Below are 18,947 nucleotides of genomic sequence, written 5' to 3'. Positions count from 1 at the left end.
TGCGTCGCGGCCGTGCGGGCGGTGCTCGGCCGGGCGGCCGGGCCCGGTCGGCGGCCCGGCCGTGTAGCGCCGTGTGATGCCTCAGAGCGCGTCGGGCAGGCCGAGGTGGTCGTGGAGTGCCTGACGCCCCAGAGCGGTGACGGTGACGGCGCGCGTGGTGCCGACGGGCGTGATCCAGCCCGCGTCGAACGCATGCCGGCACAGGGCGGCGCCGACGGCGCCCGCCAGGTGGGGGCGGCGTTCGGTCCAGTCCAGGCATGACCGTACCGACGGGCGGCGAGTCCCCGTCGGTACGGTGATGCCGAGATCCTCCAGCCAGCTCGTTCCCGCGGGGGTGAGCCCGAGTCCGTGTCCCCGGTCGAGCAGCCGTCGCTCCAGCATCGCGTCGGTGACGGCGACCCCGAGGGTTCCGGCGAGGTGGTCGTAGCAGGTGCGGGCGTGGGCGAGCGCTTGCCGGCGGCCCGCCGCCGACAGGGAACGGGGTGCCGGGGCGCGCTGGGGCGCCATCGCGGCGAGGCTCTCGATCAGCTCGGCGACCTGCGGACCGGCGAGACGCACATAGCGATGGCGGCCCTGGCGCTCCTCGGCCAGCAGGCCTCCGCGGACGAGCACGTGCAGGTGCTCGGTCGCGGTGGAGGGCGCCACGCCCATGTGACGTGCCAGTTCCTTCGCCGTCCAGGCCCGGCCGTCGAGCAGGGCCAGACAGAAGCCGGCCCGCGTACCGTCGGCCAGAAGCTTCGCCACGGCGGCCAGGTCGGGGCCCTCCGCGGGTACGCGCCGCATGTCCATGCGGCCATTGTCACCCGGTGACGCTTCGGCCGGGGCCGAAGCGACCGGACCCTAGGCTTCCGGCCATGTACACGGCACCTGCAAGCACCCTGCCCCCCGAGCCGGTCCCCCCTCACCTGGAGATCGAGCCGAGCATCCTGTACTTCGGTACGCCGGTGGTGCTCCTGTCGACGGAGAACCAGGACGGCTCGTTCAACCTCGCCCCGATGTCGTCCGCCTGGGCCCTCGGCCGGACGGTGGTGATCGGACTGGGCCGTGACGGGCAGACCGCACACAACCTCCGCAGCCGACCCGACCTGGTCATCAGTCTGCCCGCTCCCTCCCAGTGGCCGTCCGTGGAGCGGCTGGCGCCGCTGACCGGCCGCGATCCCGTACCCGCCGGCAAACCCGATGGCTGCCGCTTCGAGCCGGACAAGTTCGCCGCGGCGGGCCTGACCGGCGAGCCCTCCCGGACGGTCCGGCCGCCTCGGGTCGCGGGATGCCCGATCCAACTGGAGGCGCGCGCCGGACAGGTACGACCGGACGGCTCCGGAGCCTTCGTCATCGTCGAGGCCGTCGTACGCAAGGTGCACGCCGATCCCCGCATCGTCGTTCCGGGTACCGACCACATCGACCCCGCCGCCTGGAGCCCGCTCATCTACAACTTCCGCCACTACTTCGGACTCGGCCCCGAACTCGGGCACTCCTACCGCACCCAGACGCCCCGCGACACGCCCCTGACCGATGACCGATGACCGATGACCGTTGTCAGTGGTAGTGGCGTACTCCCCGTCGCCAGACGCTGGTGAGCGCGTCGAGGGCGGTGACGTCCTGGGTGGGGTCGCCGTCGACCAGGAGCAGGTCCGCGCGGAGGCCGGGGGCGATGAGGCCCCGGTCGGTCAGGCCGAAGTGGCGGGCCGGGACGCCGGTCGCCGCGGCGAGCGCCTGCTCGGCCCCGAGGCCGGCCTCGGTGAGCAGCCGCAGTTCACGGTGCATGCCCGCGCCGTGGGCGGGGGCGAACGGGGTGGCGTCGGTTCCGGCCAGGAGGGGGACGCCCGCCTGGTGCAAGGCCCGAAGCGCGTCGACGGCGTGTGCGTAGTAGCCGGGGTGGGAGCAGAGGGTGGTGCCGGGCCGCTGTTCGGAGAGCGCTTCGAAGTAGGCGAGGGTGGTCACGACGAAGACGCCCTGGGCGCGGATCCGCTCGGCCAGCCGCTGCGAGCCCGGGTCCCCCGGAGGAAGGTCGGCCCAGACGTGGGCGAGGCCGTCCACACCGGCGTCGAGCGCGATGTCCACCTCGGCCGAGGTGATCGCGTGGGCGATGACCAGCAGCCCGGCTTCGTGCGCCGCCTCGGTGAGGGCGGTGGCGACGGCCGGGGTCAGGAGCGGCAGTTCGGTGCCGTGCACGGTGCCGTCGTCGATGACGATCTTGAGGTAGTCGGAGCCTTCGGCCAGCCGGGCCTTGACGAACTCCGGGGACCGCGCGGGATCGGTGACGTGGTCGATCTCCGTCACGTCGCTCGGGTCGAGGACGGTACCGCTCAGGGCCGCGAGGAGTTGCGTGGGGTGTCCGCCGGGCGCGGTGGCGACGGTGCCCGCGCTGCGCAGGTCGGCCACGTCGTCACGGTGGTCGGCGAGGCGCCGGTGCCGGGCGAGTGGCCGGGGCAGGCAGAACATGTCCAGCTCGGTGGTCACTCCGTACCGCAGCGCCTCCTTCAGGCTGCCGTCGAACACGTGCGTGTGGGCGTCGATCAGGCCGGGCAGCAGGGTGCTGCCGCGACCGTCGATCTCGATGTCGGCGGTGTCACCGGGGGTGGTGCTGCCTGGGGCCGTGCCACCTGCGGTGGCGCCGACCGCGGTGATGAGGCCGTCCTCCAGCACCACGTCGGTGGCGCCGAGGCTGCGCTCACCGTCGAACACATGGGCGCCGCGAATCGTCGTACGCATCGAAGTCCTCTCCATAGGGGCCGGGGCTGGGGCCGGGGAGCTTCCTGCGCCCCGGACATCCCCCACAGAGCGGAGGCCGGGCGCCACTGTGACATCGGCGGACGCTCCCGTGGCGTGGCTCACATTCCGGCCCTCATGTCACACTCGCGGCGCGAGGGCCCTCTTCGGTCTGACAGAGGAGCACCTGACAGAGGAGCACCTGACAGAGGAGCAGAGGAGGAGCACATCATGCCCACCCCGCCCCCGCCCCCGCGCTCAGCCGCCGACGCCGTCACCGACCAGTTCCTCGGCTACCGCGAGCTGCTGTTCTCGGTGGTCTACAACATGCTCGGCAGCGTCGCCGACACCGAGGACGCGCTCCAGGAGGTGTGGCTGGCCTGGTCCGCCCGGCACCGCAGGCCGGACGCCGAGCCCGTGGCGAACGCCCGCGCCTACCTCGTACGCGTCGCGGTGAACCACGCACTGGCCCGCCGCGCGGAGTTGAGCCGCCGACGCGAGGCCTACCTCGGCCCGTGGCTGCCGGAGCCCCTGGTGACGGACGAGGGCGCCGTCACGGACGGTGCCGAGCGCGCCGAGGCGCTGTCGATGGCGGTGCTGGTGGTCCTGGAGACCCTGTCGCCCCTGGAGCGCGCGGTGTTCGTGCTGTACGAGGTGTTCGGGTTCACCCATCCCGAGATAGCGCGCATGCTGGACCGCTCACCGGCCGCGGTCCGTCAACTCGCCACCCGCGCGCGCCGCCACGTCCACGCGCGCCGCCCCCGCCACGAGCCGGAGCCGGACCTGCACGCCCAGGTCACCGAGCGGTTCGCCGCGGCGGCGCTCGGGGGCGACCTCCGGGGTCTGCTGGAGGTGCTGGCACCCGACGTGACCCTGTGGACCGACAGCGGCGGCAAGGGTCCCGCGGTCAGCCTGCGCCCTGTCCAGGGCCGGGACGAGGTCGCCGCGGTGTTCATGGCGGTCGCCCGCGCCGTGCTCACCGAGGGCCTGGACGTCCGCTACCGCCTGGTGGCGGCGGACCCTTGCGCCCTGGTCTTCTCCGGCGCCAGCCCGCTCGCGGTCCTGGTCGTGGACCTCGTACCCGGCGAGGACCGGATCGCCGGGGTCTTCTCGGTCACCAACCCGGACAAATTGTCCGGCATCCGGTCGCGCCGTGGGGTAGGGACCGGTCCTGGTCCCGCGTAGCCGGTGTACTCGGTACTCGGGACCTGGGCATGCCGACGCGCAGGAGGGCGACCCGCGCGCGTAGGGATGGGGCTGGGCCAGGCCGCCGGGACGGCGGTCACGCGGGCTCCGCCATGAGGCGGTGGCAGGAGTCGGTCAGCGGATACGCCTCGCGGTGGCGTCGCGCCTGCTCCAGGCCCGCGATCCGTACCGAGGTCTCCACGAGCGTGCGGCATCGCCGCGCCCGTCGGCGTACGAACGTCCGGAGCCCCGCGCGGACGGTGTCGTGCCGCCCGAGTTCCTGGGCGAGGATCAGGCCGTCCTCGATGGCCAGGGCCGCGCCGCTGGCCATCTGTGGTGCGGGCGCGTGCGCGGCGTCCCCGATGACCACGCCGTTGCCCCGGTTCCAGGCACCGTCCAGGAACGCCGTGAGGACCGGGCGCCGTACCACCGACGCGGACGCGGACACCAGGGAACGGACCTCCTCAACCCGGCCGGGGAAGTCCGCCAGCAGTTGCCGCAGGCGCGGGGGGAGTTGGGCGTCGGGCAGGGTGCTCCGCTCCGCTCCGTTCTCCGTCAGGAACACGTACGCCTGACGGTACGAGATCGGTACGAGGCCCGCCGAGTGGACCGTCCCGGCGAACTGGTGGATCCCCGTGGCCCACCGCGGACGGGGCACCAGGGCCCGCCAGACCATCTGCCCGTGAAAGGCGAGCGAGGTGTCCAGCCCCAGCAGGCCCCGCGTGGACGAACGGATGCCGTCCGCGCCCACCAGCAGCGCGACCCTGCGGACCGTACCGTCCGAAAGGCGCACGCGGACCAGATCCGTCTCCTGATCCACCGCCGAGACGGTCAGTTCGTGGCGTATCGCGACGCCGCGACGTACGGCTTCCGCGTGCAGGACGCGGTGCAGTACGGGGCGCGCGATGCCGGCCATCGCCGGTCGCCGTGCGCCGAGCAGGCGCGGCAACGGGGTCTCGCCCGCGGGCTCGCCACGCACGTCCACGTGCGTGACCGTGTTCATGCCGTAGCCCTCGGCGAGACACGCGTCCGCGAGACCCAACTCGGCAAGCGCGCGCAGCGAAGGGCCGGTCAGGCACAACCCCCACCCGGAAGGGGCCGCCGCCGGACCGGCCTCGGCGATCTCCACCTGCCATCCGCCGCGTGCCAGGGCGACAGCCGCTGTCAGACCGGCCACGCCCGCTCCCACGATCACGGCCGTCCGCGCACCGCGATAGCCGTCTGCCATGTCTGCTGCGTCTGCCGCGTCCGCCGTGTACGTCATGTATGCCTCCAGAGCGCCGATTTCCTCGTCACCGTAGGACGCGTCGGCAGCCCGCCTTGTCCGGATCGAGCGGTGGTCATCCGCTGTCGGCAAGGAGTCTCACGTCAGGGCCTGTGCCCACCGCGTGGTCTGGTCGGCGAAGGCGTGGGCCGCCGCGCTGTGGTACGTGCTTTCGCGGCGCAGGAGGGTGACGGTGCGGGAGGGGAGCGCGGGGGTGAGGGGGATGGGGGTGAGGTGGGGGTGGTCGTGGGCGATGGCGTCGGGCAGGACGGTGGCCAGCGGGGCGCGGCGCACGATCTCGGTGAGGGCGTTGATGGAGTTGGCCTCCAGGGCGATCCGCAGCCGTACGTGGTGGTCGGCGAAGTGCTGGTCGATGTGCCTGCGAGTGGCGAAGTCCTCGCTGAGCAGCGCGAAGTGACGTTCGCCGAGGCCGGTGACCGGCAGTGGCCCGGGTGCGCCGCGGTCGGGGTGGTGGGGGCCGACGACCAGGCTGAGGGTCTCGGTGAACAGGGCGGTGGCCTCGACGCCCGGCAGGTGGTTGCCGCTGAAGGCGATGCCGAGGTCGAGCCGGTCGGCCAGGAGGTCGGCCTCGATGCGGTCCTGGGTCATCTCGCGCACGTCCAGGGTGATGCCGGGGTGGCGGGTGTGGAAGCCGGCGATGAGGGGGCCGGTGAGGTAGGCGGTGAAGGTGGGGGTGACGGCCAGGCGGAGGTGTCCGCGCGAGAGGTCCCGCACGTCGAGGACCGCGCGCTCACCGGCGGCGAGGTTCCGCAGCGCGAGCCGGGCGTGGTGGGCGTAGGCGGAACCGGCGTCGGTGAGGCGCACGGTTCGGCCGGTGCGCTCGAGGAGCTGGGCGCCCACGGCCTTCTCCAGCTGCTTGATCTGCTGGGACAGGGTGGGCTGTGCGATGCGCAGCTCCTCGGCGGCGCGGGTGAAGTTGGCGTGCTCGGCGACCGCGAGCAAGTAGCGCAGATGACGCAGTTCCGGCTTCATGCCCCAAGTATAGGTGTGGTCTATAGCTGTGAGTCGTAGCGCGTCTTGGACGCTATAGGTGCAGGTCATGCACAGTGAATGACGTCGGCCCCACCGACCACCCCAGTGGGTCGGCCCCACCGACCACCCCAGTGGGTCGGCCCCACCGGCCACCCCAGTGGGTCGGCCCCACCGACCCCCCAGCGAAGGGAGTGAGAGGCCATGCGTCATCTCGCCCAGGGAGTCGACCGCTTCCAGCGGGAGACCTTCCCCGCCAAGGCCGGGCTCTTCGCCCGCCTGGCCACCACCCACCAGCCGGGCACGCTGTTCATCGGCTGCTCCGACGCCCGCGTCGTGCCCGAGGTGATCACCCGGAGCGACCCCGGTGAACTGTTCGTCCTGCGCACCGCGGGCAACCTCGTCCCCGCCCACGCCCCCGGCGCCGACGGTGTCGCCGCGGGCGTCGAGTACGCGGTCACGGTCCTCGGCGTGCGGGACATCGTCGTCTGCGGGCACTCCGCCTGCGGCGCCATGACCGCCCTGGCCGAAGGCCACGACCTCAGCGGCACCCCGGCCGTCGCCGACTGGCTGCGCCACGCGGACGCCGCCCGGGCCCGTGCCGAGGTCACCGGTGACGGGTCGTACGACCTCGCCGCGCTGATCCGGGAGAACGTCGCCGCCCAGCTGGCGAACCTGGCCACCCACCCCTCGGTGGCCCGCGCCCTGGCCGAGGGCAGCGTGCGGCTGCACGGCTGGGTCTTCGACATCCGCACCGGCTCCGTCGAGGAACTCACCGCCGACCCGCGCCAGGCCCTCGCGGCCTGACCCGCCCGACCGGTTCACCGGCCCTGCCCTTCCGATCCCCGCGACCTCAAGGGGACGGACCGTACGAAAGGAACCCCTCCCATGGTGCACGCCCAGTTCGACAACAGCGCCCGTCAGCAGCTCGCGATCGCCGCGGTCGAGGCCAAGACCCGCCGCGACCTGACCTGGCAGCAACTCGCCGACGCCGCGGGCCTGTCCGTCGCGTTCGTCACCGCCGCCGTACTCGGCCAGCACGCCCTGCCCGAGCCCGCCGCCAAGGCCGTCGCCGAGCTGCTCGGCCTGGACGACGATGCGGTGCTGCTGCTGCGGACCATCCCCACCCGCGGCTCCCTCCCCGGCGGCATCCCGACCGACCCGACGATCTATCGCTTCTACGAGATGCTCCAGGTGTACGGCACCACCCTCAAGGCCCTGGTCCACGAGCAGTTCGGCGACGGCATCATCTCCGCCATCAACTTCAAGCTGGACGTGAAGAAGGTCGCCGACCCCGAGGGCGGCGAGCGCGCGGTCATCACCCTGGACGGCAAGTACCTCCCGACCAAGCCCTTCTGACACACCCAGCCCTTCTGGCCCAGCACGCGCCCCGGGGCAGGCCGGCCCGCGGCACCCCGCCCGGCCTGCCCGGCCCGCCCCGGCGGCCACCACCCCGTTCCGGAGGACCCCCATGGACTTCGCACAGCGCACCATCGACCTCGCCCGGCAGAACGTCGCCGAGGGTGGCCGGCCCTTCGCGACCGTCATCGTCAAGGACGGCGAGATCCTCGCCGAGTCCCCGAATCTGGTCGCCCAGACCAGCGACCCCACCGCCCACGCCGAGATCCTCGCCATCCGCGAGGCGTGCACGAAGCTCGGCACCGAGCACCTGACCGGCACCACCATCTACGTCCTGGCCCACCCCTGCCCGATGTGCCTGGGCTCCCTGTACTACTGCTCGCCGGACGAGGTCGTCTTCCTCACCACCCGTGACGCCTACGAGCCGTACTACGTGGACGACCGGAAGTACTTCGAACTCGACACCTTCTACGGCGAGTTCGCCAAGGACTACACCGAGCGCCGCCTGCCGATGCGCCACGACGCGCGCGAGGACGCCACCGAGGTGTACCGCCTCTGGCAGGAGCGCAACGGCGGCGAGCGCCGGGTGCCGGGGGCTCCCACCGCCTGACGCGCGGGCCGCACGGTGGCTCTTTCCGCACCGGAAACCCGACTCTTGCCAAGTTGGAAACTCGGTGGCTAGAGTTTCCGACATGGAAACCAACGGGGGAACCCTCCACCTGACGCCGGAGCAGGCCCGCGCCGCCCTGGCCGACACCGAGCAGGTCCGCGCGTCCACCGCGGCGCTGTCCGCCACACCGTGGCCGACCTGGTTCGCCGCGGTACTCACCGCGGACATCGCCCTGCTGCCGGTCGTCATCGGCGGCATGACGGCCGAACCCGCCTGGCTGATGTCACGGGGCGCCTGGGGTGTCACGCTGCTCGCCATCCAGGCGGTGTACCTGGTCTGTCTCGCCGTCGCTGCCAGGAGCTGGCGGGCCAGGACGGGGGTGGCGCTGCGCATGGACGTCCTGCCCAAGAAGGCCACCGTGCCGCTGTTCATCGGCTTCCCGCTGCTCGTCCTGGGCTCGGGGTACGCGTTCCGGCACACGGGACAGTCCCTGTGGCTGTTCGGTGCCGGTGCCGTAGGTGCCGCCGTGTCCGTCGGCTTCCACCTCTGGTTCGCCCGCCTGCACCGCAAGACGTCATGAGCGCCGCCCCCTCCGACCCGATGGACGGCTTCAACACCACCATCCACGCCCCCAACCGGCTGCGCATCTGCGCCCTGCTGGACACCGCGGGGGAGGCGGAGTTCGGCGTAGTACAGGAACAACTCGGGGTGTCGGCGTCCGTGCTCAGCAAACACGTCACCGTGCTCATGGACGCCGGGTACGTCCAGCAGCGCAAGGCGGTCCGTGACACCCGGCAGCGGGTGTGGCTGAAGCTGACCCGGCAGGGGAGCAAGGCGTACCGCGCCCACCACGCCGCGCTGCGCGCGATCATCACGCCCTGAGCGGTCAGGCACCCCACGGCGGCGCGCCCGCCTCACCGCTCCAGGTCCACCGTCCGGGTCTCCGGGGTCGTGGCGTACACCAGCAGCGACACCAGGCAGAGTACGGCCACGTACCAGGGGAACCAGTGGGCCTGGCCGCGTGCGGTCAACTCCTGCACCAGGTACGGGGCGGTCCCGCCGAAGAGCGCGACGACCAGGGAGTACGGCATGCCCAAGCCGACCGAACGCACCTGGGTGGGGAAGAGTTCGGCCATGGCGATCGGAGCGATCGCCGCGTAGCAGCCGAACAGCAGCAGCCCGGCGGTCATGACGGTCAGCAGCGACCAGGCGGACGAGGAGAGGAGGGAGAACAGGGGGACGACCAGCACCAGGTATCCGCCGGCGAAGACGCTCAGGAGGGGCTTGCGGCCGATGCGGTCCGAGAGGCTTCCCAGGAGGGGGAGCGTCGCGATCATCGCGGCTTGCGCGGCGATGGAGGCCCACAGGGCGGCGTCGGCGGAGACGCCGTGGGTCTTTTGTGCGTAGCCGGGGAGGTAGACGAGGAAGGTGTAATAGACGGCGGTGGCACCGACGGTGAAACCGACGACGCGCAAACCGCTCGAGGGGTGCCTGCGGAGCACCTCCCAGGCGGGCCGGCGCACCCGCAGATCGCGGCCCGTGAGGTAGGGGCCGGTCTCGCGCAGCGAGCGGCGCAGATACATGGCGTAGAGGCCGATGACTGTTCCGATCGCGAATGGTATGCGCCATCCCCAGTCCCGCATGCTCGCTTCGCCGAACTGCCAGAGAATCAGCTGTCCGAGAAGAGTGGCGGCCAAGGTTCCCAGCGTTCCGGTCACATACGCGAAACTGGAGTAGAAGCCGCGGCGGCCCGCGGGCGCGACCTCGGCGAGGTAGGCCGCGGAGGCGGCCATCTCCCCTCCGGTCGAAAGGCCTTGGGCCATGCGTCCCTCGAGCAGAAGTGCCGGGGCCGCCATTCCGACCTGCTCGTATGTCGGACATACGGAGATGAGCAGGCTGCCGCCCGCCATGAGCAGCATGGACAGCGTGAGGCCGTTGCGGCGGCCGTGCCGGTCGGCGAAGGCGCCCAGCATGATCCCGCCGAGCGGCCGGAACAGGAAGCCGATCGCGAAGATCGCCAGTGTGTCGAGGTGCGCGGTGTCAGAGTTTCCGGCGGGAAAGAAATGAGGAGCGAAGAAGATGGAGAATACCGCGTAGGAGTTCCAGTCGAACCATTCCAGTGAATGTCCGATGGAAGCAGCTGTCAGGCCGCGGCGGGACAGCGGCTGGCTGTGATGGTCGTGAGCGGGGTGGAATCCTGTGGATCCTTCGGGGAGCGGCACATGACCTCCCGGAATTTGATCGTTCTCAAGGCCGCCCAAAGCTGACTCGAATACGTAGGAGGATGCCACGTGACGGTGTCCCGTACCTCCTGATCTCGATACCTTTTATCGTTCTGGAATGTGCGGTATCGATTCTTTGGCGGAAAGTCAGTTTCCGCGCGGGGTGCGGGCGTTCGTCCGTGAAACGTGTGTGCGGGGCGTTACGCTGAAGCCGTCACAGCGTCGCCAGCAGGATCAGCTCCCCGGGTGGACGCTCGCCGCTCGTGCGGTCCTGGAGCAACGTGACACCCGCGGCGACGCGGCGGAAGTCCGCCGAGACGTCCTGCCTGCCCCGGACCTCGGCCTCCGCGGCCAGACACAGGGCCGCGAGCCTCAGCTCGGCCGCGGTGCCCTCCGTGACCTGGGACCGGCCCTCCAGCACCGACCTCATGGACTGCCGGAGGCCCTCGTTGACCTGGCGGGCCCAGGTGGGCGCGACGTCGCCGTACGGCGGTTCGAGCAGGGAGGTGAGAGCCGTGCAGCACGCGTGCACCAGGTCCGCCAGAGCGTCCGGTGGTACGTGGTACGAGTCGCCCCGGACACAGGTCCGCTCGGTGAACCGGCGCGAGAACTCCTCGGTCCAGGCGCCCGGTTCGAGGTTCATGCGCACCACGTCGGTCACGGTGGACGCGAGCACGGTGCCCATCGACTGCTCCAGGGCGTGGTCGAAGGCGTGCGTCGGCGCGGACTCCTGGTCGAGCACGGCACAGGGCGCGAGCACGAGACCGACGGTCTCGCGGGTGACTGGCGGCGGCGACAGCGCGGTGACCAGGGAAGTCCGCAGTGCGCCGAGGGTGTCATGGGCGCGTGGGCGCCTCCCGGGGTCGCGGATCTCCTCGCCGAGGACGCGGGCCAGGGCGAGCGGGACTCGCACCTCAAGGGCATCGTCCTGGTGCAGCGCGTCGGCGTGCCGGAGCGTCCGGGTCATGTCGTGCACGTGGTCGAGGGCCTGGTCCACGGCCGCGTGAAGCGTGGACAGCAGCTCCAGGCTCCGCGGCAGGAGCCGCACGCAGATGAGGCTCCTGAGCAGCAGCAGGCGCGTCAGGGTCGGCCGGGCGTGCTCCAGGTCGTGGTGGACGTGGCGGATGAGGTCGGTCGCGTCGACTTCGTAGGGGTGGGGGTCGGTCGGGGGCGTCCACAGGTGGGGCCGTTCCCTCTCGCCGTACGGCTGTGTCCAGACGCCGGGGGAAGGGAGGTGGCTGCGAACGGAGTTGAGCACGCGCCTGGCGGCGGGGTCCTCGATCTCGGGGCGGCTGGGCAGCCGGTAGCCCGGACTGTTGCCCGTGACGGCGTTGAGCCAGCCGGCGAAGGCCGCGGCCTCCCGCGCGCGTACGCCGGTGACCGGAAGCGCCGCGGCGGACCGGTCCGGGCCGGGTTCGCTTCCGGGAGCGGGTGGCGACGCCGGGCCGTCGGGGGGCGGGGCGCCGGTCTCCTGGCGGAACAGCCGGTAGAGGCCACGGGAGACCGGGCGCGAGCAGAGGCGCCCACCGTCCTGGGTACGCAGGAGGTGGCGCAGCTGGCGTGTGGCCATGACATGGACCATGAGACGCAGGCGCTCGGGGTCGGGGTGCGCACCGGCAGTCGAGTCGAGCAGGGCGTCCAGACGGCCCCGCAGCCGCGGATCGAGGTGGCCGCCGTGTTCGGCGCAGTCGAACGCGAGGGACAGGGCGGTGACGCTGCCCGAGGCGAGGCAGGCGCCGACGACGGCGTCGGCGTCCGCCCCGACGACGTACAGCAGTGTGGTCTCGCGCCACCACACGTCGTCGACGGTTTCGGCGAGCAGCCCGGCCCGTTCCGTGTGCCGCACGTGCGCGGCGGCGAGATACTCCTGGAAGGTGTGATGGGTGAAGGAGTACAGACCGCTCTCGCGCTCCACCAGCAGACCGTTGGACCCGGTCTCCTCCAGGAACTCCGCCGCGGTGAGGTGCGCGGACGTCCGCCGCAGCAGGGGTTCCAGCTCGGCCAGCACCTCAGAGCGGGGCAGGTCACGTACGTGCCGCTCCATCATGGAGAACGCCAGACCGCCGAGCAGCACCGCCTTGTCGTCGCCGTTCAGTTGGCGTGCCAGGCCCTTCTCCTCCTGTCTGCGCCCCAGAACCACCTGGCAGATCTCTCTGTACAGGCGCGTCCGGCTGCCGGGCAGCGCGCCCTGGTACCGGTGGACGTTGGCGATCATCGTCAACAGGAGGGGGTTGACCGTGAGGTCGAGCAGCGCCGGAGCGTTGTGAAGCCGGTCGAGGAGGTCCGCGGCGGCCGCGTCGGCCTTGCGGCGGACCTCCGCGTTCTCGACGCGGGCGACGTGCCGCTCGACCGCGAGGTACCAGCTGCGGACGAAGGACGTCACTTGGTCGTCGGTGAGGCTGCGCACCTGGAGGGTCGCGGCGCCGTTGACGGGCGCGGCCAGATACCCCTGGGGGCGCGACGTGATGACGTAGTCGTTGAGCGGGTAGCGCGCGACCTGGCTCTCCACCCAGGCGGCCACGGCCTTGCGGTCCTCCTGGCGCGCCACCTCGTCGAGTCCGTCGAGCAGCACCACGCAGGCGCCGTCCCGCAGCCGTTGGTCGAACCAGTCGGCGGGCTCGGCGATGCCGCGCTCCAGGGTGTCCCGTACGAGATCGGCGATCGTCACGTCGGGTACGGCCAGCACCGTGGCCACGTGGTCGCGCAGGAACAGCAGGAGGGGCGTGGCGCGGCGACGCCGGGAGCGCGCGAGGCAGATCTGCCGGGCGGTGCGTCGCAGGAGTGTCGTCTTGCCGCTGCCCGGGGCGCCCACGATCGCCAGGAGCGCGGGCCGGCGGCGGTCGAGGAAGTCCTCCAGCGCGTGCCGCCCTGTCACCCTCCCCGGCAGGTGGGCGAGCAGATCCCTCCCGGCGGCGTCCGGCGTCTGGTGGACGAGGCTCACATCGATGTACACCTCGTCCAGCTCGGGGGTGTAGAGGCCGCGGGTCTCCAGGTCCTTGATCTCGACAAAGCGCAGGCTGCCCAGCAGCGCGGCCCGGTAGCGATCGGGGAAGCGCGAGAAGCGGAGGGTCAGTGACCGGTCGAGGCTGTCGACGATGCGCTGCTGCCATCGCTTGGCGAGATCGCTGAGGATCCTCCAGGCGATCACCACGAGGGCGAGAACGCCCTGATAGGCCACCAGGAGTACGGCGGCGAGGAGGGGGTGTTCCACCACCAACGTCCGCCACAGGGCAGCGGCGACCGAGGGCGGCAGCACGGCCGCCACGATCAGACCGGCCACCCTGCCTGGCATGGGCCACAACCCCCGTACAGGAGACGGTTCGTGGAGTATGCGTGCGGCATGAAGGAGCCGCACGCACAGTGTGGCCGGTCATGAGCGCTGTGTGGCTGGTTCGCGAGGTCGTATCTTCTCTGCGCAGCGTGCTCGTTCGAGGTCATGTGACTGGGCGGCGCACCGGGGGGCGCACGGCCTTCCCGCACTCGGATGCGGTGGCCCTCACACCGTCCGCGCGGCTTGGGCGCGCGGGGGGCAAGGCGGCTTCGCGCGTCAGGCCCTCGCCGCACGGCTGCTCACGAGGTCGGTGAGTTGAACGATTGTCCGGGGGTGCGACCGGGCCCTACTGGACAATTCCCGGGTCTCCCAGGGTGGGGCGTGCCGCTCGTTCCTGGCCCTGGTGGGCAGGCGTCCTGTGCGCTCGCCGCCGGGTCCGTACGCGCGGTGACATCACGGTGTGAGCGACCCCTCAGGACTGAGGCGGGTCCACCGTCGAAACGCGCTGCCCGGCAGGGCCGGGAGGAAGAGGAATCATGTTCTTACGCAAGAGGGCTTCCGTCGTTGTGGCCGCCGCCGCGCTGGCCATGGGGCTGATCACGGCTGCCGGGCCGGCGTCGGCCCAGCCCGACAGGGCGGCCGCCGAGTGCGGAGTACGGCCGGACGGCAAACTGTGGTGCGGCAACAACTACGGCGCCACGGGGTACGCGCACCGTGCGTACGAGTCGACGCCGCGGGGACAGTTGTTCTCCGAGTTCAGTTGGTTCGCGTGCTGGGGCGAGGGCAACACCCACGCCGGGGGCAACAGGGTCTGGTACTGGACGCAGCTCGACAGCGGCCAGTGGGGCAACGTGGCGGCCGCGGACGTATGGGCGTCTCGCCACCCGGTCCCAGGCCTGCGCCAGTGCTGAGCCGGCCACCGACGCCTGGCAGCCCTCCTCGGCTTCCAACGAGCCGCGCACGTACGGACCACGCACGTACGGACCACGCACGTACGGACCGCGAGCGGAGAGTCATGCACTTGCACCCCTCGATGCGCACCGCCGCGGTCGGCGGCGCTGTGGCCGCCTTGTTCGTCGCCACGGGCGGTCTCTGCTCGCAGATCGCCCAGTCGGCGCAGGCCGCGCAGCGATCGCAGACCGCGACGGCGAGGCGGCCGCCGAGCGTCGAGCAGCAGGGCCTGCACACGCTGCCCGCCCGGTACAACGACAAGGTCAGCTCGTGGGGATCGTTCGGCGTGTGCGGCAACTTCTATCTGCACGCGGCCGGAACCACCCCCTGGTATTCCTACTCGAAGAACTCGACGGGCAACTTCCCCTACGGCCCGATCGGCAACGACCAGCTCTCGGGGGTCAGCGTGGAGAAGAACTGCGCGTGACACGTCGCCGCGCCCCGGCCGGCAGGGATGTCCGCGGGCCTCCGCGGGGTCACGGCCGGCCGGGGTCCGGGCACGGTGGGCGGTAGTCGATGCCGGGGAAGTAGCGGCGCCATTCGGAGAGGGTGATCCGGGGGGTGGCCAGGGCGCAGACGCGTTGTGCGGTTCGTTCGGGGCTGGTGGGCCACAGGCGGGCGGTGCGGTCCTCGCTCGCGGTCAGTACGGTCGTTCCATCGGGGGAGAACACGAGGGCGTGCACGCGGTCATCGTGTCCGAGGAGCGTCGCGTACGGCTCGGGGCGCCCGTCGGTGAGGCGCCACAGGCGGGCGGTGCCGTCCTGGCCCGCGGTGGCCAGCGTGCGCCCGTCCGGCGAGAACGCCACCCCTTGTACGGGCCCCACATGGCCGCGCAGCACGTGCAGTTGGCGGGGCCGGGAGGGGTCACGGACATCCCACAGCCGGGCCGTGCCGTCGAGCCCGGCCGTGGCCAGGCGGCGTCCAGTGCTCCGGCCGGACGGGGGCGCCCGGGGTCGCGGACGTCCCACAGGTGGACCCTGGGGGTGCCGCCACCGGCGGCGGCGAGAAGGCGGCCGTTGGTGTGGAAGGCGAGGGTGCGGATGTTCGACCTGGTGCGGAGTGTCGCCGTCCGGGTGGGGCGGCGCGGGTCGGTGACATCCCACAGGCCGACCGTGCCGTCGATGCCGCCGGTGGCCGCGGCGCGCTCGGCGGGGTGGAACGCGACGGCTTTGACCTGTCCCTTGTGGCCGGTCAGCGTGGCCAGCGGGCGCGGCCGGCGCGTCTGCCCGCCGGCCCGCCACAGCCGTGCGGTGAAGTCCTCGCTGCCGACCAGGGCGAGCCGCCCGTCCCGGCTCGCGGCCACGGTGGACAGGGCTCCGCCGTGACCGGCCAGGACGGGGCCGGGGACACTGGTCAGGGCCGCCGTGTGATCCATGCTCGCCGAGGCCAGGACACCGCTGTCGGGGCTGAAGGCGAGGGCCAGTACGGCGTTGGTGTGGACGGAGACCGTCTCCATGGCGTGGGGCCGGCGCCGGTCGGTGACGTCCCACAGCCGTACGGCGAAGTCCCAGCCGCTCGTGGCCAGGGCCCGGCCGTCGGGGCTGAAGGCCACGGCGAGCACCGGCGCGGTGTGCCCGCGCAGAGTGCGCAGCGGCCTGGGCTTCGCGGGCCTGGTGACGTCCCACAGCTGCACGTGGTGGTCCTCGCCGACCGCCGCGAGCGTGTGTCCGTCGGCGCTGAGCGCGACCGCGTGGACCGCGCCCTCACGTGCCGGAAGGCGTGCCGCGAGGCGCGGGCGGCGGGGGTCGGCCGCCGTCCACACAGAGGTGGTGCCGTCGTCCGAGCCGGTCACGAGGACGCGGCTGTCCGTGCTGACCGCCAGGGCGCCGACCGAGGCCCTGCCCGGGGCGAGTTGTGCCGTACGACGGGGTGAGCGCGGCCGGGAGATGTCCCACAGCCGCACGCTGCCGTCGGCCCCGGCCGTGGCCAGGGTGTGTCCGCCGGGGGCGAGCACCGCGCGCCATACGGCCCCGCGGTGCGCGGCGAAGCCGATGAGCAGGGTCGGCCGCCGGGCCGACGTGTCGAAGATCCGGACGGAACCGTCGTACGTCGCGCTGACGAGCAGGCGTCCGTCACCGCTGTAGGTCAGCGATTCGACGTCCTCGGGCTGGGTGCCGGGGGCGGAGGCGACGACGCGCGGGCGGTGGGGGCGGCGGACGTCCCAGATCCGGATGCGGCGGTCCTCGCCGCCGGTGGCCATCCGCTCGCCGTCCCGTGTGAAGGCGACCGTGTTCACCTCCTGGCGCAGGCGGGTCGCGAACGGGGCGGAGAAGGAGCTGAGCAGGGAGCTGCGGGAGGCCGCCGCGGGATGCAGGCGATAGGCGGCGAGGCTCAGCTGCGCGGCGAGCGCGGGGTCCACGCGGCGCAGGTCGGCGGCCTGCGCGGCGACCTTCTCGGCCAGGGCCCGGTCCCGCTGGTCACCTGCCGCCCGCTCCGCTTCCACCGCGAGCACCGCCGCGGCGACGGCCAGGGCCAGGAGCGCGGCCATGGCGGCGATGACCTGCCGCGAACGACGGCTGCGCCGCCGGTCGGCGGTGACGCAGGCGGTGAGGAAGGCGTGCTCCTGGGCGTTGAGGCCGTCGGGGCGGCGCTCGGACCAGCCGCGGGCCGTGGCGAGCCGGGCGCCCCGGTAGAGCATCTCGCGGTCGCGGCCGGCTTCCTCCCAGGCCAGGGCGGCCTCCGTCAACCGGCGGTGGATCCGCAGGTCTTCGCGGTCCTCCGTCAGCCAGCCGCGAAGGCGCGGCCAGGCGGCGATGACGGCCTCATGGGCGACCTCCACGCTGTCCGGGGCGTGCTGACCCAAGGTGATCAGCCGCGCGGCGGCCAGGTCGTCGAGGAGCGCGCTGATCTCGTCCGCATCCGCGAGCCCGGCCAGCTCCGCGCGGCTGATGCGGCGTCGCGTGTCGCCCGTGCCCTCCCCGAGTGCCGTCAGGCGTACGAAGAGCCGGCGCATGGTCTGCTGCCGTACCGGCTCCGCCGCCGCGTACAGCGCCTCGGCCGTCTGGGCGACCGCGTCGTGCAGCCCGCCACTGGCCTCGTAGTCGTCCAGGCGCAGTCGCCGCCCCCGGTGGCGCAGCCAGATCTGCCGCAGCACGTGCGAGAGCAGCGGCAGCGCCCCGGGACGCCCCGCTGCCTCGCGCACCAAGGTGCTCAGGAGCCCCGGGTCGAGTTCCACGCCCAGCTGCCGGGCCGGGACCGCCACGATCTGCCGCAGTTCGGCCTCGCTCGGCGGGCCGATGGGCAGCTGCCGACTGGTGCGCAGGACGGCGGCCAGGTCCGGGTGCGCGGAGCAGTGGGCGTAGAAGTCGGAGCGTACGGCGATCAGGACGCGCAGCTCCTGGTGAGGGGCGCGGGCCAGGTCCGCGACCCGGGTGAGGAAGGCGTGCCGCTCCTCGGGGTCCTGGCAGAGGGTGAAGGCCTCTTCGAACTGGTCGATGGCCAGCAGGGCGGGGGCTCCGGGGGTGGCGGCTGGGGCTGGGGCTGGGGCTGGGGCTGTTGCCGGTGCTGGGGTGGCGACTTGCGGAGGTGGGGCGGGAGGCGGCTCGGCCGCTTCCGGATCCGGGCGGGGGAGCGTTGCCAAGGCCCTCTCCAGCTCGGCCAGCGGCCGGGCGCCGGGCGTGATCCGGCAGCTGCGCCACCGAGGTCGTAGCACCGGCAGCACACCGGCGTTCAGCAGGGACGACTTGCCGATGCCCGAGGCCCCGAAGACGGCCGTCAGACGGCTGGGCCCCGGCTCGCTCACCGCGGCACAGACCTGGTCGACGAGTTCGTCCCGGCCGTGGAAGTGCCGCGCGTCCTTGGTGTCGTAGACGGCGAGCCCCGGGTACGGGCAGGGCGCCTCGGTCGTGGCCACCGCCTCGTCGGCGAGTTCACGTGCGGCCGCGCGCCAGCGGTTCTCCCAGGCCACGAGGTCGCCGCCGCACGCTCCCGCGTAGGCGAGCGTCACTTCCAGCGTCGGCAGCCGGTGGCCCTTGGCCGCCTCGGCCAGCGTGCTGGCCGCGAAGTGGGCCTTCTTCGCCAGGGTGCGGTAGGCCGGTGTGCCCGCCTGTTCGCGGAGCCGGCGCAGCTCCCAGGCCAGCTTGGCCGCCGGGCCGGTGGCGGGGTCGACGGGCCGCTGCGGGCGCCCGACGCCGGGGCTGCCCGCCCGCGCCGCCTGCCCCGGGGGGTGCGCGGGGGTCTGTCGCGCCTCGTCGTGGGGCGAGCCGCGCCGAGGTTCGTCCATCGAAGCCCTCCCCGGTGCCGCGGGCCCGCGGGGGACGGGAGTGCTTCTCGCGGGCGCGTCGGTCCAGCGTTCATACAAGCAAGGGTGGCGGGGGATCGGCAGCAGAGATTGAGCCAGCGGGGACGGACCGGCGGGCCGGGCCCCGGGGTGTCCAGCTGCCCGGT

16 protein-coding genes and 1 pseudogene are annotated in these 18,947 nt (G+C 72.6%); 9 read left to right on the top strand and 8 right to left on the bottom strand.

The genetic code is table 11. From position 1 onward, the window contains the following. Positions 1-81: 81 nt before the first annotated feature. A complete protein-coding gene (locus AC07GB_RS18600; RefSeq protein ID WP_478846904.1) occupies positions 82-783 on the bottom strand; it encodes an ArsR/SmtB family transcription factor in 702 nt (233 codons plus the stop codon). 71 nt (positions 784-854) lie between these two features. Here AC07GB_RS18600 and AC07GB_RS18595 point away from each other — a divergent pair, with 71 nt between their 5' ends. After that, positions 855-1,523, top strand: a complete 669-nt coding sequence (locus AC07GB_RS18595) for a flavin reductase family protein (protein WP_478846657.1) — start codon at positions 855-857, stop codon at positions 1,521-1,523. Positions 1,524-1,536: 13 nt separating this feature from the next. Here AC07GB_RS18595 and AC07GB_RS18590 read toward each other — a convergent pair whose 3' ends face one another. Continuing rightward, positions 1,537-2,712, bottom strand: coding sequence for an amidohydrolase family protein (locus AC07GB_RS18590; protein WP_478846655.1), 1,176 nt, complete (start codon positions 2,710-2,712; stop codon positions 1,537-1,539). A 228-nt stretch (positions 2,713-2,940) separates the two neighbouring features. Here AC07GB_RS18590 and AC07GB_RS18585 point away from each other — a divergent pair, with 228 nt between their 5' ends. Further along, entirely contained in the window at positions 2,941-3,894 is a 954-nt protein-coding gene (locus AC07GB_RS18585) for a sigma-70 family RNA polymerase sigma factor (protein ID WP_478846653.1), read from the top strand. A gap of 97 nt (positions 3,895-3,991) precedes the next feature. On the opposite strand, the gene AC07GB_RS18580 is transcribed toward AC07GB_RS18585, so the two are convergent. Then, positions 3,992-5,122, bottom strand: a complete 1,131-nt coding sequence (locus AC07GB_RS18580; protein WP_478846651.1) for an FAD-dependent monooxygenase — start codon at positions 5,120-5,122, stop codon at positions 3,992-3,994. A gap of 135 nt (positions 5,123-5,257) precedes the next feature. Continuing rightward, positions 5,258-6,151 (bottom strand): transcriptional regulator CynR, encoded by an 894-nt coding sequence (cynR, locus tag AC07GB_RS18575; RefSeq protein ID WP_478846649.1) that lies wholly within the window; start codon positions 6,149-6,151, stop codon positions 5,258-5,260. 201 nt (positions 6,152-6,352) lie between these two features. Between cynR and AC07GB_RS18570 the strand changes: the two genes are divergently transcribed. The 5 genes from AC07GB_RS18570 (at position 6,353) to AC07GB_RS18550 (ending at position 8,999) form a co-directional block, all read left to right on the top strand. Continuing rightward, complete coding sequence (locus AC07GB_RS18570) at positions 6,353-6,955, top strand: carbonic anhydrase (protein WP_478846647.1); 603 nt, start codon at positions 6,353-6,355, stop codon at positions 6,953-6,955. Positions 6,956-7,036: 81 nt separating this feature from the next. Beyond that, positions 7,037-7,507, top strand: coding sequence for a cyanase (gene cynS / locus AC07GB_RS18565; protein ID WP_478846645.1), 471 nt, complete (start codon positions 7,037-7,039; stop codon positions 7,505-7,507). Positions 7,508-7,619: 112 nt separating this feature from the next. After that, positions 7,620-8,117: a nucleoside deaminase gene (locus AC07GB_RS18560; RefSeq protein WP_478846643.1), complete on the top strand. Its 498-nt coding sequence runs from the start codon at positions 7,620-7,622 to the stop codon at positions 8,115-8,117. Between the two features lie 82 nt (positions 8,118-8,199). After that, positions 8,200-8,697 (top strand): hypothetical protein, encoded by a 498-nt coding sequence (locus AC07GB_RS18555; RefSeq protein ID WP_478846641.1) that lies wholly within the window; start codon positions 8,200-8,202, stop codon positions 8,695-8,697. Continuing rightward, positions 8,694-8,999, top strand: coding sequence for a transcriptional regulator (locus tag AC07GB_RS18550; RefSeq protein WP_478846639.1), 306 nt, complete (start codon positions 8,694-8,696; stop codon positions 8,997-8,999). The genes AC07GB_RS18555 and AC07GB_RS18550 overlap by 4 nt, the downstream gene beginning before the upstream one ends. A gap of 32 nt (positions 9,000-9,031) precedes the next feature. Here the strand turns inward: AC07GB_RS18550 and AC07GB_RS18545 are convergent, their stop codons facing one another. Together AC07GB_RS18545 and AC07GB_RS18540 are read right to left on the bottom strand one after the other, a co-directional pair. Next, a complete protein-coding gene (locus AC07GB_RS18545) occupies positions 9,032-10,408 on the bottom strand; it encodes an MFS transporter (protein WP_478846637.1) in 1,377 nt (458 codons plus the stop codon). A 145-nt stretch (positions 10,409-10,553) separates the two neighbouring features. Further along, positions 10,554-13,631 (bottom strand): NACHT domain-containing protein, encoded by a 3,078-nt coding sequence (locus tag AC07GB_RS18540; protein ID WP_478846635.1) that lies wholly within the window; start codon positions 13,629-13,631, stop codon positions 10,554-10,556. Between the two features lie 515 nt (positions 13,632-14,146). Here AC07GB_RS18540 and AC07GB_RS18535 point away from each other — a divergent pair. Further along, entirely contained in the window at positions 14,147-14,521 is a 375-nt protein-coding gene (locus AC07GB_RS18535) for a hypothetical protein (protein ID WP_478846633.1), read from the top strand. A gap of 104 nt (positions 14,522-14,625) precedes the next feature. After that, positions 14,626-14,988, top strand: a complete 363-nt coding sequence (locus AC07GB_RS18530) for a hypothetical protein (RefSeq protein ID WP_478846631.1) — start codon at positions 14,626-14,628, stop codon at positions 14,986-14,988. A 49-nt stretch (positions 14,989-15,037) separates the two neighbouring features. Here the strand turns inward: AC07GB_RS18530 and AC07GB_RS18525 are convergent, their stop codons facing one another. Beyond that, on the bottom strand, positions 15,038-15,244 hold the full coding sequence (locus tag AC07GB_RS18525) for a hypothetical protein (protein WP_478846902.1): 207 nt from the start codon (positions 15,242-15,244) through the stop codon (positions 15,038-15,040). A 425-nt stretch (positions 15,245-15,669) separates the two neighbouring features. Further along, positions 15,670-18,783, bottom strand: a pseudogene (locus AC07GB_RS18520) (WD40 repeat domain-containing protein); the annotation flags it as partial. Positions 18,784-18,947: the final 164 nt, after the last annotated feature.

The organism is Streptomyces sp. NPDC045778 (assembly GCF_056431945.1).
This window is presented reverse-complemented; position numbering and strand designations above follow the sequence as displayed.

Bases quoted from the DNA above. Each gene is read 5' to 3' on its own strand.
- AC07GB_RS18530 (WP_478846631.1), top strand. From the start codon at position 14,626: ATGCACTTGCACCCCTCGATGCGCACCGCCGCGGTCGGCGGCGCTGTG.
- AC07GB_RS18585 (WP_478846653.1), top strand. From the start codon at position 2,941: ATGCCCACCCCGCCCCCGCCCCCGCGCTCAGCCGCCGACGCCGTCACC.
- AC07GB_RS18580 (WP_478846651.1), bottom strand. From the start codon at position 5,122: ATGGCAGACGGCTATCGCGGTGCGCGGACGGCCGTGATCGTGGGAGCG.
- AC07GB_RS18570 (WP_478846647.1), top strand. From the start codon at position 6,353: ATGCGTCATCTCGCCCAGGGAGTCGACCGCTTCCAGCGGGAGACCTTC.
- AC07GB_RS18595 (WP_478846657.1), top strand. From the start codon at position 855: ATGTACACGGCACCTGCAAGCACCCTGCCCCCCGAGCCGGTCCCCCCT.
- cynR (WP_478846649.1), bottom strand. From the start codon at position 6,151: ATGAAGCCGGAACTGCGTCATCTGCGCTACTTGCTCGCGGTCGCCGAG.
- AC07GB_RS18540 (WP_478846635.1), bottom strand. From the start codon at position 13,631: ATGCCAGGCAGGGTGGCCGGTCTGATCGTGGCGGCCGTGCTGCCGCCC.
- AC07GB_RS18590 (WP_478846655.1), bottom strand. From the start codon at position 2,712: ATGCGTACGACGATTCGCGGCGCCCATGTGTTCGACGGTGAGCGCAGC.
- AC07GB_RS18535 (WP_478846633.1), top strand. From the start codon at position 14,147: ATGTTCTTACGCAAGAGGGCTTCCGTCGTTGTGGCCGCCGCCGCGCTG.
- AC07GB_RS18555 (WP_478846641.1), top strand. From the start codon at position 8,200: ATGGAAACCAACGGGGGAACCCTCCACCTGACGCCGGAGCAGGCCCGC.
- AC07GB_RS18600 (WP_478846904.1), bottom strand. From the start codon at position 783: ATGCGGCGCGTACCCGCGGAGGGCCCCGACCTGGCCGCCGTGGCGAAG.
- AC07GB_RS18560 (WP_478846643.1), top strand. From the start codon at position 7,620: ATGGACTTCGCACAGCGCACCATCGACCTCGCCCGGCAGAACGTCGCC.
- AC07GB_RS18550 (WP_478846639.1), top strand. From the start codon at position 8,694: ATGAGCGCCGCCCCCTCCGACCCGATGGACGGCTTCAACACCACCATC.
- cynS (WP_478846645.1), top strand. From the start codon at position 7,037: ATGGTGCACGCCCAGTTCGACAACAGCGCCCGTCAGCAGCTCGCGATC.